The sequence below is a fragment of the Bittarella massiliensis (ex Durand et al. 2017) genome (assembly GCF_001486165.1).
Taxonomy (GTDB): Bacteria; Bacillota; Clostridia; order Oscillospirales; family Ruminococcaceae; genus Bittarella; species Bittarella massiliensis.
In genome coordinates this window covers 377,227-390,776 of record NZ_LN908976.1, presented here as the reverse complement: position 1 = coordinate 390,776, position 13,550 = coordinate 377,227, and the positions used below count along the sequence as shown (strand labels likewise).

Here is a 13,550-nt window from a genome sequence, read left to right as displayed (position 1 = left end):
GAGAGAGAAATGCGAAGGAGGACGAAGAGATGCTGCGATCCAAAATCGACGACCGGGCCCTGGCGCCCCAGGGGGAGGCGGAAGTCGCCTGGCGGCGGGCCAAGATGCCGGTGCTCCGCCAGTTCGGCGAGCGCTACGGGCGGGAGAAGCCCTTTGCGGGGCGCTCCCTCCTCATCTGCATGCACTGTGAGCCCAAGGCCGCGGTGCGCACCGAAGTGCTGCTGCGGGGCGGGGCCGAGCGGATCGTCTTTGTGGGGAACCTGGGTTCCACCAAACCGGGGACGGCCGCCTACCTGGCCGGTCTGCCGGGGGTGACGGTGCTCGCCGGCCGGGGCGACCGGCTGGAGGACCTGCGGCAAAACCTCCGCGCCGCCCTGGCCGAGGGGCCCTATGACCTGTTGATGGACAACGGCGCGGGCATCCTGCAACAGTTTGCGCGGGAGGCCCCCGCTTGGCGGCCCCTGGGGGGGATCGAGGAGACCCGCTCGGGGCGGCTGATTTTGGAGCGGGAGGGGATCGCCCCCGACTTCCCCCTGCTGGTGATCGACGACTCGCCGGTGAAGCGGCTCATCGAAAACGAGGCCGGGGTCGGCCAGTCGGTGGTGGACGGGATCTTGCGGGCCACCTCGATGCTGCTGGGGGGCAAGCCGGTGCTGGTGGTGGGCTACGGCTACTGCGGCGCGGGGATCACCCAGCGGCTGCGGGCCCTGGGGGCCCAGACCATGGTCTGGGACACCGACCCGGTGCGGCTGCTCAAGGCCCGGGTGGAGGGGCATCGCACCGGCGCGCTGGAGGAGCTGCTGCCCCGGGCGGAACTGGTGGTCACCGTCACCGGCCGCTTCGACGTGCTGGGGCCCCGCCACCTGCCCCTGCTGCGGGACGGGGCGGTCCTCTGCAATGCCGGCCACTACAACATGGAAATCGACGTGGAGGGATTGCGGGCCACTGCCCGGGAGGTCCGGCGGCTGCCCGGCGAGATCGAGCAGTTTTGCTTTGCCGACAGAAGCGCCTACCTGCTGCAGAGCGCCAACCCCATCAACCTGGCGGCGGGGGCCGGCAACCCCCTGGAGGTGATGGACCTGGGGTACGCCCTGCAGCTGTTGAGCCTGGAGGAGATTTTGGCCGGTCGGGCCCGGCCGGGCATCCAGCCCCTGCCCCCCTCGGTGGACCGGGAGGCCTGCCGCCTCTGCCTGGAGAGCTGGCCCCAGTAGGGCAATGAAAAAAAGAGAGAGCCACCGCCCGGTTGGCGGCCGCTCTCTCTTTTTTTGCGCGTCAGAGGCCCAGATAGGTTTTCAGGGGCTGAATGTCCAGTTGGTCGTAGCGCTGGATGAAGCCGTAGACCTTCTCGGCGATTTTTTTGGCCCCGCCGCAGTCGTCGCTCTCGATGTTCAGGGGCAGGATGGGGTCGTGCAGGGACATCCGCAGCAAGAACCAGCCCCGCTCCCCCTCGTCGGAGAAGCTGACCCGGATGCCCTCGTGGTTCTGGGGGGCCTTTTCCCAGCCGGGCTGGGCGTCGACATAACTTTCCAGGTCGGCCAGCACCTGCTTGCCGTAGGCGGCAAAGTCGGGCACCTTGATTTTGAAGCGGAGCTCGACCGCCTCGGCCGGTTCCTGCAGGTCGGCCAGCAGGGTGTCGATGGTCTTGCCCACCTGCCGCAGGGTGGCGGCCTTGATGAGGATCTTGGCGCAGAGGTAGGCGCCGTCGTCCAGGTAGTAGTTTTCCTTGAGGGCGCCGTGGCCCGAAGTCTCGATGGCCAGGGGGGAGGGGACCCCCTCCTTCGCTAGGCGGATGGACTCATTGATGACGTTTTTGTAGCCTCGCTTGAAGCGGTGGTGCACCCCGCCCAGCTCCTCGATAAAGGCGCCCAGGTGGCTGGAGGTGACCGAGTCGGTGACGATGGTGCCGCCGGGGCAGTCCTCCAGCACGATGCAGGAGAGCAGGGCGATGAGCCGGTTGCGGTTGATCTCCTTGCCGTTTCGGTCCACCGCGCCGGCCCGGTCCACGTCGGTGTCGAAGATGAGGCCCAGGTCACAGCCCCCCTCCTTCACCGCCTCGATGATGGACTGCATGGCGGCCGGGTCCTCGGGGTTGGGCACGTGGTTGGGGAAGCGGCCGTCCGGGTCGAGGTAGCGGGAGGCGGAGACGTCGGCCCCCAGGGGGCAGAGCACCTTCTGGGCGAAGAAGCCGCCCGCGCCGTTGCCCGCGTCCACCGCGATCTTAAAGCCCTGCAGGGGCTGGTTGTAGTGGTCGGGGTCGTCGATCCCTTCGCGGATCTTCTTCACCAGGTGCAGGGCGTAGTCGGAAATCAGGTCGGCCTGGCGCACAGGGGCGCTCTGCCCGCTGGGCAGTTCGCCCAGGGCCAGCTCGGTCAGGGCCTCGATGTCCTCGTGCTCCAATCCGCCCTCTCTGGTGAAGAATTTGAGCCCGTTGCGGTTGTAGGGCAGGTGGCTGGCGGTGATCATGATGGCCCCGTCGTACCCGTGGCCGGGCAGGACGGTGGACATGAACATGGCCGGGGTCGAGGCCATCTGGCAGTCGACCACCGATACCCCGGCGCCCTGCAGCCCTTCGGCGGCGGCCGCCAGCAGGGCCGGGCCGGAGAGGCGGGAGTCCCGCCCCACCGAGACGGTGAGTTGGGACAGGGGCTTGCCGGTCTTCTGGGACAGCCAGAGGGCGAAGGCGGCCGCCAGTTCCCGGGCGGCCTGCTCGGTGAGGTTCACCGGCTCGCCGGCGACCCCCTCCAACGCAACGCCGCGGATGTCGCTTCCATTTTGCAGTGCTCTGTAATCGCCCATCTGTCAGGCCTCCTCATATCGCATCGCGAATTTGTCTGTGTCCATTGGCGGGGGAAATAGATTCCCTCCCATTTTGTACCTTTCATCATAGCCGGTTTGCCCGGTCTTTTCAATTGCCCTTTCCGCCAAAAAAAGGGGCCATTTTTTGAAGCGCCCTTCAGCGCGCCCGCCGGGGGGGCCGGGGCGGCGGGCCGAGCGCAGGCAGAGGGGGAGGTAGAGCAGGTAGATGCCCGCAAAACCCACAAAGGCCCATTTCCCCACCGTGAGGCCGGGCGGGTCGTAGGAAAAGACGATCTCGCACTCCCCCGCCGGGACCCGCACCGCCATGAAACCGGCGTTGGCCCGGTAGATTTTTACCGGTTTGCCGTTGGCGGTGGCGGTGAACCCCTTGTCGTAGGGGACGCTGTAAAAGACCAGGGATTCCCGCGCCAGGTCGGTGCGGGATAGAAAGCCGGTCCGGGTCTCCTCAAAGGCGTAGGCGGACTGGGCGCGCAGGGCGTCGCAGTCGGCTTTCAGGTTGTAGCTCTCCAGCTCGGCGTTCAGCATGTCCGGCGCGGGGGAGAGCAGGTCCTGGTTCTCGTTGATCCCCTCCTCGTCCAGCAGGACGGCCTGGAGCATGGCCCGGGAGCGGATGGACTGGGCCAGGGCGTCGCACTGGGACTGGGTCATGTACTGGGAGTAGGCAAAGCCCATGGGAAGGTAATTTTGGTTTTGGTACACCTCAAAGTCGCCCCGCCGCCCCAGCGAGAGGTAGCCCGGCAGCTGCCCGATGGGGGCGGACTGGGCAAAGCTCTGGTCGTCGTAGAGGTATTTGACCGAGAGGAGGTTTCGCAGGGCGTACTGCTCGATGGGCGGGTTGGAGTGAACGTCCCGGGTGACGCCCAGGTACTCGTAAAACTCGATGAGGGAGACCGGCACCACCGTGTGAAAGCACTGGATGGTGTTGGTCTGCCAGAACATCCCCAAATTGTCCATGGCGCTGTAGTAGTCGCTGCGGTAAAAGCCGCTGTCGTCCTGCTGGACGATGCCCGCCCCGCCGGCGAGGGCGGTGTTTCGCATGTAGTCGCTGCCGTAGGAGTACTTGCGCCCCCAGCTGAGATAGACCAGGGAGTAGGCCACGCTCACCGCGCAGAGGCAGGCCAGGGTGGCGCGGAAGAAGAGGGGGTGCTCCCGCCGGCGGCGCAGGAGCAGGCAGAAAAGGGCCAGGCAGGCCGCCGAAAAGGCGATCCAGACCCAGAAGCGAAGGGTGTCCGCCTCGGCCCCGAGGACGATCTTGCCCGACTTTTTGGCCGGCACCAGGCCGATGAGGGCAAAGCAGCCGATGGCCACCCCGGTGGCGATCGCGGGCTTGCGAAAGGAGACCCCCGGCAGTTCCAGCGCCTTGACCGAGCCCAGGCACATCAGGAGGATGGGCATGTAAAACCAGCGGGCGTAGTAGGAGTTGTTGAAGGCGTAAAAGGCGCTGTTGAGGATGGGGACGGCCGCCATCACGGCGCAGACGACGAGGGCCCGCTTGACAAAGCTCTTTTTGACGGTGCGAAAGTAGGCGATGAGGGCGGTGAGGGAAAAGAGGGGCAGCCAGGCCGACATGGAGGACCACTTGGCCCACTCCTGGGGGAAGAAGTTGGGCCGGGAGGGGACTTCCGGCATGAAGAAGAGGGAGGAGAGCAGCCCGCCGTAGCGCTGGGTCTCGCCGTAAAACAGCAGGTTTTGGCCAAAGAGGAAGTTGTCCACCCGCGGGTTGCCGAGGACGGCGAGGATGCCCGGCAAAAAGAGGACCAGCCCCCCCATGCAGCCGAGAACGGTCTCAAAGGCGAGGCCGAAGAAGACCCGGGGGGTGACGCGGAATTCCCGGCAGGGCAGGCGGCAGAGGAAGTAGAGGAGCAAAAAGACCGCCTGCCCCACAAAGAAGAAGTAGTTGAGCATCATGTTCAGGGCCACGGCGATGGCGAAGCCGCCCTTTTTGCCGTCGACCACATACCGCTCCAGCCCGATGAGGAGGAGGGGGAAGATGGCCACCACGTCCACAAAGTGGTTGAAGAAGATGTTGTAGACGGTGAAGCCGGAGAAGGCGTAGAGGACGGCCCCCAGCATGGCGTAGTCGCGGTTTTGCACAAACCGGCGCAGGTAGACGTAGGCGGTGAGACCGCAGACCCCGAATTTGAGGCAGAACATGGGGGCCATCAGGTAGGGCACCCAGCTGGTGGGGAAGGGGAGCATCAGCCAGAAGAAGGGGCTGCCCAGCATGTAAAAGCTGTATGAGCCGATGAAATTGACCCCCAAGTCGGTGCCCAGGTCCCAGAACCAGCGGCCGCTGCGCACCAACTGGTGGACGCGCTGGTAAAAGGGGATCTCCTGCACGTTGTAGTCGCCAAAGTAGAGGAAGACCCCTCCGTCGGCCACCACAAAGGGCAGCAAAAAAAGGGCCGCCATCAGGCAGCAGAGAAAAAAGACCGCCGCGGTGCGCTCTTTCTGGCCGGCGGCATTGCCGGCGAGGGGGGAGGTTGGCTGCATGCTCACTTCCTGCTTTCTCTCTTTCATGGTATAATGGCCGCAAAACGGCTGTGCGTGCGGGGGAGGGCGAGGGCGAGGGCCGGGCAGGTGCAAACGCCGTCTGCTCCCTGCCCTGCGGCCAGATACCGCCGCCAAAGGGCGGCCGCCCGGGGCGGGCGACAACCGCTTGCGGCCATTATAGCACATTTTTCCGTCGGATTTGGGCCTTTTGGGCCGCTTTGTGCAACCTGTGAAAAACCGGCGGCCGATTTTGGGAAGGATGGTTTGGAATGGCAGAGTACAACTTTTACGGGATGGTCTCCCGGATGAAATACATTGCCCGCTGGGGGCTGATGCGCAACAACCGCACCGAAAACCTGTCGGAACACGCCCTGGAGGTGGCGATGATCGCCCACGGGCTGGGGGCGGTGCGCAACCGCCTCTACGGCGGACGGGTGGACCTGGGGCAGTTGGCCCTCTGCGCCATCTACCACGACGCCAGTGAGATCATCACCGGCGACCTGCCCACCCCGGTCAAATATTACAGCGACGAGATCCGGGGGGCCTACAAACAGGTGGAGCGCATTGCCGACGAGCGGCTGCTGGGGATGCTGCCCGAAGAGCTGCGCCACGACTTTGCCCGCTACTTTGAGCCCTTTGCCGACCCGGAGGTGGAGCAGTTGGTAAAGGCGGCGGACAAGCTGTCGGCCCTGGCCAAGTGCATCGAGGAGGAAAAGAGCGGCAACACCGAGTTCGGGGCGGCCAAGGCCGCCCAGGAGAGGGACCTGCGGCAGATGCGCCTGCCCGAGGTGGACTATTTTTTGGAAAAGCTGATGCCGGGCTACTACCGCAGCCTGGACGAGATGGAGGGGTAGAGAAATGGAGATCAAATACCGGCTGCCGCTGTTGGCGGTGCAGGACGTGGAGCGCTCGAAGGCCTTTTACGGGGCCCTTTTCGGGCAGAAGGTGAGCCTGGATCTGGGCAAGAACGTCACCTTTGACGGCGGCTTTGCCGTGCAGGAGGACTTTGCCTGGCTGACCGGGCTGGAACCGGCGTCGGTGGCCTCGCGCAGCCACAATATGGAGCTCTACTTCGAGGTGGACGATTTCGACGCCTTCCTCGCCCGGATGGAGGGGTACGGCGGGGTCGAGCTGGCCGGTCCGCCAAAGGAGCAGGAGTGGAAACAGCGGGTGGTGCGCCTCTACGACCCGGACGGCCACCTGATCGAGGTGGGGGAGGACATGGGGGTGATTGCCCGGCGCTACCTGGCTGCGGGCCACAGCGCACAGGAGGTGGCGGCCCTCATCCAGCACCCGCTGGAATTTGTGGAGGAGGCCGCCGCGCAGAAGGCGTTCGGGTAGAGCGCCCCGCACAGGGAAGGGGAGAGGAAAGATGGCGAGGAACGAGGGCCGGATCCGGGAGAAGTACCGGGGCGGCGAGGAGGAGGGCCGTGCCACCCAGTCTCGGTACGCCGGGCTGGAATTTTACTACACCAAGCGCCACCTGGACGGGTATGTCGGCAAGGACGCGTCGGTGGTTGAGCTGGGCTGTGGCACCGGCTACTACGCCCTGCACTTCGCCGACCGGTGCCGGGAGTACCTGGGGGTGGACCTGGTCCCGGAACACGTCGCGGCGCTCCGGGAAAAGGCGGCCAAGAGGGGGCTTGCAAACGTGCGGGCGCAGCTGGGGGACGCCACCTGTCTGCGGGAGATTTCGGGCGGCGCCTTCGACGTCGTCCTCTGCCTCGGCCCCCTGTACCACCTGCCCCCGGACGAGCGGGAACTGGTGTTTTCCGAGTGCAGGCGGATCTGCAGGCGGGGCGGGGTGGCCGCCTTTGCCTACATCAGCCGGGTCGGCGTCTATGCGGGCGGCTGCGTGCACGACCAGCTCAGAGAGCGCTACCCCAACGAGCGGGCAAACGCGTTTTTGCTGGAGCAGAGCAGGGACGACCTGAACCCCGACCTGTTTTTCTACACCATGCCCGAGGAGATCGAGGCGGTCGCCCGGAGATACGGCTTCGAGAAGGTGAAAAACCTCGGCACCGATTTTTTTGTGACCATGAGCGCCGTCGAGGCCATGGACGATGAAAAGTTCGAGCGGATGAGACCGCTGCTGGACAGCATGGCGAACAGCGAGTCCTGCACCGGGATGAGCAACCACGCCCTGCTGGTCTGCAAGAGGGGGTAGCCCCGGCCAAAAGACGGGCGGCGCGCACTTTCGCCCCGGGCTCGCTGCCCGGTGAAGAAGGGGGCGGCCCGAGAAATTGGCGGGAGGGGTCGCCGCGGGGGACGCCCCCACATCTGTTGGAGTTGGCGGGGGAAGCCGCCGATGTGGTCATTTTATCTGTCAAATGAAAGGGAACTGCACCGATTCGGCGCAGTTCCCTTTTGTTTACCAAAGTTGTTCTTTTAAAAATTCTTGCAGGGCAAAATAGCGGGCGTAAAAATACATTTTTTGGCGAGGAGTTCTTGCATCCATTCGCAGCTGCGCACGATGGTCATCATGTCTTCGTCTTCATTTTCAATTCCAAAGCGCTCTTCCAGCTTGCTTCTGGCGTCTCCGATTTCTCGCTCCAGCGTGCCGCAAGAGCGAAAATAGGCAAATTCATCTTGCGCGACTTTGCCTTCTGGACATTCGTTGGGGCGTATCTGCCCTGTCAACAGCAGGTAAATTGTTTCTGACCGTTCCATGCAGATCCACCTTTATTTTGGCTTGTCTCACTTTTGCAACCGCTTGTATCCCTGCTTTCTGTTAAAATGAAACAAAAGTGGGTAACGCGAGACAGGGAAGCTGGAATTGTGTGGAGAAAGCGAAAATTATTCTTGGCCCTAAATTGAAGTTTTTAGGGGAAGGGTGCAGGTCGTCTCACAACGCAATTTGCAAGAAAGGAGGTTGCGGTGTTTGAAGTGAGAAAAGAGGAGTACGTCAGTAAGACCTTCCGACTGAAAAAAGAACTGGTGGACGAGCTGGCAAAGTGTGCTTCAAAAAACGACATTTCGGTCAACGAACTGGTCTCCCAGTGCTGCCGCTACTCCCTCGACAATATGGAGGTCAAGCACTCTGCGGACTGCCGCGGTTTTTCGTAGGGGTGCCGGCTGACAGGGGAGGGCGTGACAGACTGCCAGACACCGCCCGCCGCGGGCCATGGTGCGGGGGAGGCGGTCTTCGTCCAGCGTCTGTGGGGATTGGCGGAAGGGGTATCCAGACAGGTTCAAGCAGATGCGTTTAATAGTAAATAGGAGAAGGGTTTGGGGGCATAACAGACAGTTTGCCTCCAAACCCTTCTCCGATAGAACATCTTTTTGAGTGCAGCGCAGAAAACGGACGCTTAAAAAAGCAAGCGTATTTTGCCCAGAGAAGATGAGCTACTTTTCGTATACAAATAGATCTCCGGGCTCGCAGTCCAGGACATTGCACAAGAGTTCCAGATTGCTGAATTTGATGGATTGGGTTTCGCCGTTTACCATCCTACTAAAGTTTTGATAGCTCATCCCCATCTGTTTGTAGAGCCAATATTTTGTTTTCCCCATCTGATTCAATTTTTCAAGCACGCACAATTTTAGCATAACTCTCCCCCCAAATGGTTGCCCTGTATGTTTGAATAAAAGCAAGTATAAAATATGATAAATAATAGACCATTGCATTGAATAATGCAATGGTCTATGGCCGTTGTAGAATAACCGGCGGGGAAAGGGCGCGGGACGCCGCCGATTTTTCGCCAATCAGCTGCCAAAGAGCTGGCTGCCATAACGGTTCGCCACACTGAGGCAATATACAGAAAACTGCTGCAAACCAAGGAAGAGGTGGGGACCTCGCTCAACTCGTTGATTTTGCAGTGCTGCGAGTGGGCGCTGAAAGAGGCGCGGCCGGGGAGAGAAGAAGGCCCCCTTTTTAAAGGGGGCCTTCTTCTGCGGGTGCAGACTTTATCCGTTTTCCAGGCAGCCCAAGTCCAGGGCCTCCTTGGTCATCTCCTCCAGGGCTTGGTAGGTGGTGAGGGTGCCGGCCTTGGCCCGCAGTTTGGAGGCGCTCCGCCCCCCCTTAAAATACCAGGCGGCGTGTTTGCGCATCTCGGCCATGGCCCGCTTTTCGCCCTTGTGGGCAATGGCCAGTTCGGCCTGGCGCAGCAGGCAGGCCATCTTCTGGCGGGGGGTGGGGCGGGTGCGCACCTCGCCGGTCTGCAGGTACTCGTTTATCTGGGCAAAGAGCCAGGGGCGCCCCAGGGCGCCCCGCCCCACCATGATGCCGTCGCAGCCGGTCTCGGCAAACATCTGCGCCGCGGCCTCGGGGGAGTCGATCTCGCCGTTGCCGATGACCGGCACCGAGAGGGCCTCCTTCACCTGGCGGATGACGGCGCGGTCCACCGGGGGGGCGTACATCTGCTCCCGGGTCTTGCCGTGCACGGCGACGGCGGCGGCCCCCGCCTCCTGGCAGAGAAGGGCCACCTCCACGGCGTTGACCGAGTGCTCATCCCACCCCTTGCGGATCTTGACGGTCACCGGCACCTCCACCGCGGCCACCACCGCCCGCACGATGGCCGCCGCCAGGGGCGGGTTTTTCATCAGGCTGCTGCCGCTGCCGTTTCCGGCGATCTTGGGGGCGGGGCAGCCCATGTTGATGTCGATGAAATCGGGTTTCCAGGCCATCACCAGTTCGGCGGCCCGGGCCATGATCTCCGGGTCGTCGCCGAAGAGCTGAATGGCAAAGGGGGCCTCGATGGGGGCGCGGCGCAACAGATCTTTTGTCTTGCGGTCGCTCATGGTGAGGGCTTTGGCGCTGACCATCTCACTGGTGAGGAGGCCGCAGCCAAACTCCTTGCAGAGCTGGCGAAAGGCGCTGTCGGCCACCCCGGCCATGGGGGCCAGGCTCACTGGGCAGGCGATTTCCCTGCCGCCGACTGTCAACACGGCGATCCCTCCTCTTTTCAGGTGCTCGAAATTTGGCCCGGGGCCGGCCGGCCCCGGGGCACACGCTGTATTTTACCAAAAAAGCCGGCGGGATACAACCAATCGGGCGGTTTTTGTGGTATACTAATACCATCTGTTTTTGCGCGCATATCGCCCCGGGCCGAACGGCCGCCGGGGGAGGGGAGACTGGGATGAAATTCGTTTGCATCGACGGCAACAGCATCGTCAACCGGGCCTTTTACGGCATCAAGCTGCTGACCACCAAGGACGGCAGCTACACCAACGCCATCTACGGCTTTCTCAACATCCTTCTGGGCATCCGGCAGGAGGTGGAGCCGGACGGCATCGCCATCGCCTTTGACCTGCGGGCCCCCACCTTCCGCCACCTGCAGTACGACCAGTACAAGGCCGGTCGCAAGGGGATGCCCGACGAGCTGGCCCAGCAACTGCCCCTGCTCAAGGAGATTTTGCAGAAGATGGGCTACCCCCTGCTGGCGGTGGAGGGGTTTGAGGCCGACGACATCCTGGGAACCTTCGCCCGCCTCTGCCGGGAGGGGGGGGAGGACTGCGTCCTCTGCACCGGGGACCGAGACAGCTACCAGCTCATCGGCGAGCGGGTGTCGGTGCGCCTCTCCACCACCCAAAAGTCCGAGGTGCTGACCCCCGAGTCGATCCGGGAGCGCTACGGGGTCGAGCCCATCCAGATGATCGAGGTCAAGGCCCTGATGGGGGACAGCTCCGACAACATCCCCGGGGTGGCGGGGATCGGGGAGAAGACCGCCCTGAGCCTGATCGCCCAGTTCGGCACCCTGGACGGGGTGTACGAGCACCTGGACGACCCGGCCATCAAACCGGGGGTGCGGGCCAAACTGGAAAAGGGGCGGGAGACGGCCTACCTCTCCCGCCAGCTGGCGGAGATCCGCACCGACGTCCCCATCGACGGGGACCTGAGCCACTACAAGACCGCCCCGGCGGACGAGGGCTGGCTCTACCAGACCCTCTCCCGGCTGGAGATGCAGTCGCTCATCGGCCGCCTGGGGCTGCACCCCGACGGCGCGGCCCCCGCCCCCGAGGGCGAGAAAGAGGCCGCCCCTCTGCCCTCCGCCCGGGTGGCCGACGCCCTGCCCGCCGGCGAGGGGCCGGTGGGGGTGCTGGCGCTGGAGGACGGCCGCTGGGCGGCGGTGCGGGGGACGGACGTGGCCCTCTACCCCGGCCTCGCCGAAATCGCCCCCCTGCTGGCAGATGAAACGGTCGCCAAATGGGTGTTTGACAGCAAGGCCCTCTACCACCTGCTGCCCGAGGCGGCGGGGATCGCCTTTGACGGGATGTTGGCGGCCTACCTGCTCAACCCCACCGCCAGCGCCTACCAGCTGGAGGCGCTCATCGGCGAGTACGGGGCCGCCCCGGCCTTTTCATTGGAGGAAGAGCTGCCCCAGAAGGGGGAGCTCGCCGCCCTGATGCCCCTGCTCGCCACCCTGCAAGAGAAGCTGGCGGCAGCGGGGGAGACCGAGCTGTTGGCGCGCATCGAACTGCCCCTGGCCCAGGTCCTCTGCGACATGGAGGAGACCGGCGTCGCGGTGGACTGCGAGGGCATCCGCCAGTACGGGGAGATGCTCGACCTGGACATCGCCCAGGTGCAGCAGCGCATCTTCGACCGGGTGGGGCGGTCGTTCAACATCAACAGCCCCCAGCAGTTGGGCGTCGCCCTGTTTGAGGATCTGGGGCTGCCCCACGGCAAGAAGACCAAGACCGGCTGGTCCACCAACGCCGACGTCCTGAACGGCCTGCTGGGCAAGGACCCGGTGATCCAGGACATCCTGGACTACCGCAGCTACACCAAGCTCAAATCCACCTATGTGGAGGGGCTGTTGAAGGTGGTGAGGGAGGACGGGCGGATCCACTCCCGCTTCAACCAGACCGAGACCCGCACCGGGCGCATCTCCTCCACCGAGCCCAACATGCAAAACATCCCGGTGCGCACCCCCCTGGGCAGCGAGCTGCGCAAGTTCTTTGTGGCCCGGCCGGGCTACACCCTGGTGGACGCCGACTACTCCCAGATCGAGCTGCGGGTGCTGGCCCACATGGCAGATGACGAGCGGATGATCGAGGCCTTTCGCAGCGGGCAGGACATCCACACCATCACCGCCTCCCAGGTGTTTGGGATGCCGCTGGACTTCGTGACCCCCCAGATGCGCCGCCGGGCCAAGGCGGTCAACTTCGGCATCGTCTACGGCATCGGCGCCTACTCCCTGGCGCAGGACATCGAGGTATCGGTGGCCGAGGCGGACGCCTACATCAAGGGCTACCTGGAGACCTACCAGGGGGTGCGCGCCTTTATGGAGAGAACGGTGGAGGACGCCCGGGACTGCGGGTACGTCACCACCCTCTACGGCCGCCGCCGGTACATCCGGGAGCTGGCCAGCAAGAACAAGGTGTTGCAGGCGCTGGGCAAGCGGATGGCCATGAACTCCCCCATCCAGGGGACGGCGGCGGACATCATCAAGATCGCCATGTGCCGGGTCTGGGAGCGGCTGCGCGACGAGGGGCTGGACGCCAAACTGATTTTGCAGGTGCACGACGAGCTGATCGTGGAGGCGCGGGAGGAAGACGCCCAGCGGGTGGCCGACCTGGTGACCGAGGAGATGCAGGGCGCGGCCGCGCTGGCGGTGCCCCTGGTGGTGGACGCCCACACCGGCGTCAACTGGTACCTGGCCAAGGGATGACAGAGACAACGAGAGTGACGGAGGGAAGTGCGAAATGAAAATCCTGTTCGCCTGTACCGGCAACACCTGCCGCAGCCCCATGGCGGAGCTGGTGTTTCGCGCCCGGTGCAGGGATGAGAGCATCACCTGCGCAAGCTGCGGGTTCTCCGCCTTTCCGGGGGACACCATCACCCCCGAAGCGGCCGCCGCCCTGGCGGAGATCGGGATCGACAGCGGGGACTTTCGCTCGAGCACCCTGACCATGCGGGCGGTGGAGGACGCCGACGAGATCTACGTGATGACTGAACAGCACCGGGAGATCTTGGAGGCGGTGCTCGACAGCGGCAGCATGAAGAAGGTGCACCTGCTGGGGGGCGGCGTCTCCGACCCCTACGGCCAGGGGATCGAGGCCTACCGGGCCTGCCTGTCGCAGATCTCGGCGGCGGTCAACGGCATCTTGCAGGAGCTGGGCGCCGATGGCCGCTAGCTGGACAGTGCTCCCCGCCGAGGGAGCGCTGCTGGAAGAGGTGGCGGCCATCGAGGCGGCGACCTTCGGCCCCAGCCCCTGGGGCTGTCTCTTATACACATCTAGATGTGTATAAGAGACAGGCCCACGTCGGACACGCGCGCAGCAGGGCCAGAGTGTAGGGCCGC

At 64.1% G+C, this 13,550-nt stretch carries 13 protein-coding genes; 8 read left to right on the top strand and 5 right to left on the bottom strand.

What is annotated here, in order from left to right; genetic code table 11:
* The first annotated feature begins 29 nt into the window (after positions 1-29).
* On the top strand, positions 30-1,211 hold the full coding sequence (locus BN3266_RS05410; protein WP_059004339.1) for an adenosylhomocysteinase: 1,182 nt from the start codon (positions 30-32) through the stop codon (positions 1,209-1,211).
* 61 nt (positions 1,212-1,272) lie between these two features.
* On the opposite strand, the gene BN3266_RS05405 is transcribed toward BN3266_RS05410, so the two are convergent.
* Complete coding sequence (locus tag BN3266_RS05405; protein ID WP_059004338.1) at positions 1,273-2,796, bottom strand: phosphohexomutase domain-containing protein; 1,524 nt, start codon at positions 2,794-2,796, stop codon at positions 1,273-1,275.
* A 3-nt stretch (positions 2,797-2,799) separates the two neighbouring features.
* Positions 2,800-5,310, bottom strand: a complete 2,511-nt coding sequence (locus BN3266_RS05400) for a YfhO family protein (RefSeq protein WP_242861738.1) — start codon at positions 5,308-5,310, stop codon at positions 2,800-2,802.
* A gap of 269 nt (positions 5,311-5,579) precedes the next feature.
* On the opposite strand from BN3266_RS05400, the gene yfbR reads away from it, so the two are divergent.
* The 3 genes from yfbR to BN3266_RS05385 are packed head-to-tail and all read left to right on the top strand — an operon-like array spanning position 5,580 to position 7,477.
* The gene (gene yfbR / locus BN3266_RS05395; RefSeq protein WP_059004336.1) at positions 5,580-6,164 is read left to right on the top strand and encodes a 5'-deoxynucleotidase; all 585 of its coding nucleotides are present in this window, start codon (positions 5,580-5,582) and stop codon (positions 6,162-6,164) included.
* A 10-nt stretch (positions 6,165-6,174) separates the two neighbouring features.
* Complete coding sequence (locus tag BN3266_RS05390; RefSeq protein WP_059004577.1) at positions 6,175-6,651, top strand: VOC family protein; 477 nt, start codon at positions 6,175-6,177, stop codon at positions 6,649-6,651.
* 31 nt (positions 6,652-6,682) lie between these two features.
* Positions 6,683-7,477, top strand: coding sequence for a class I SAM-dependent methyltransferase (locus BN3266_RS05385; RefSeq protein WP_059004335.1), 795 nt, complete (start codon positions 6,683-6,685; stop codon positions 7,475-7,477).
* A gap of 221 nt (positions 7,478-7,698) precedes the next feature.
* Here the strand turns inward: BN3266_RS05385 and BN3266_RS05380 are convergent, their stop codons facing one another.
* Positions 7,699-7,980, bottom strand: a complete 282-nt coding sequence (locus BN3266_RS05380; RefSeq protein WP_059004334.1) for a hypothetical protein — start codon at positions 7,978-7,980, stop codon at positions 7,699-7,701.
* A gap of 207 nt (positions 7,981-8,187) precedes the next feature.
* Here BN3266_RS05380 and BN3266_RS05375 point away from each other — a divergent pair, with 207 nt between their 5' ends.
* The gene (locus BN3266_RS05375; RefSeq protein WP_059004333.1) at positions 8,188-8,376 is read left to right on the top strand and encodes a hypothetical protein; all 189 of its coding nucleotides are present in this window, start codon (positions 8,188-8,190) and stop codon (positions 8,374-8,376) included.
* Positions 8,377-8,655: 279 nt separating this feature from the next.
* On the opposite strand, the gene BN3266_RS14230 is transcribed toward BN3266_RS05375, so the two are convergent.
* Both BN3266_RS14230 and dusB read right to left on the bottom strand, forming a co-directional pair.
* Positions 8,656-8,820 carry a helix-turn-helix domain-containing protein gene (locus tag BN3266_RS14230; protein ID WP_278275376.1) on the bottom strand — a complete coding sequence of 55 codons (165 nt, stop codon included), beginning with the start codon at positions 8,818-8,820 and terminating at the stop codon, positions 8,656-8,658.
* Between the two features lie 393 nt (positions 8,821-9,213).
* Complete coding sequence (gene dusB, locus BN3266_RS05365; RefSeq protein WP_368013944.1) at positions 9,214-10,194, bottom strand: tRNA dihydrouridine synthase DusB; 981 nt, start codon at positions 10,192-10,194, stop codon at positions 9,214-9,216.
* Between the two features lie 191 nt (positions 10,195-10,385).
* Between dusB and polA the strand changes: the two genes are divergently transcribed.
* From polA to BN3266_RS14415, 3 genes are read left to right on the top strand one after another with little or no spacing between them, the layout of a single operon-like run.
* Positions 10,386-12,917 (top strand): DNA polymerase I, encoded by a 2,532-nt coding sequence (gene polA, locus BN3266_RS05360; RefSeq protein WP_059004331.1) that lies wholly within the window; start codon positions 10,386-10,388, stop codon positions 12,915-12,917.
* Positions 12,918-12,951: 34 nt separating this feature from the next.
* A complete protein-coding gene (locus tag BN3266_RS05355; RefSeq protein ID WP_021659654.1) occupies positions 12,952-13,383 on the top strand; it encodes an arsenate reductase/protein-tyrosine-phosphatase family protein in 432 nt (143 codons plus the stop codon).
* Complete coding sequence (locus tag BN3266_RS14415) at positions 13,373-13,498, top strand: hypothetical protein (protein WP_278275372.1); 126 nt, start codon at positions 13,373-13,375, stop codon at positions 13,496-13,498. Before BN3266_RS05355 ends, BN3266_RS14415 begins: the two co-directional genes overlap by 11 nt.
* The last annotated feature ends 52 nt before the right edge of the window (positions 13,499-13,550 follow it).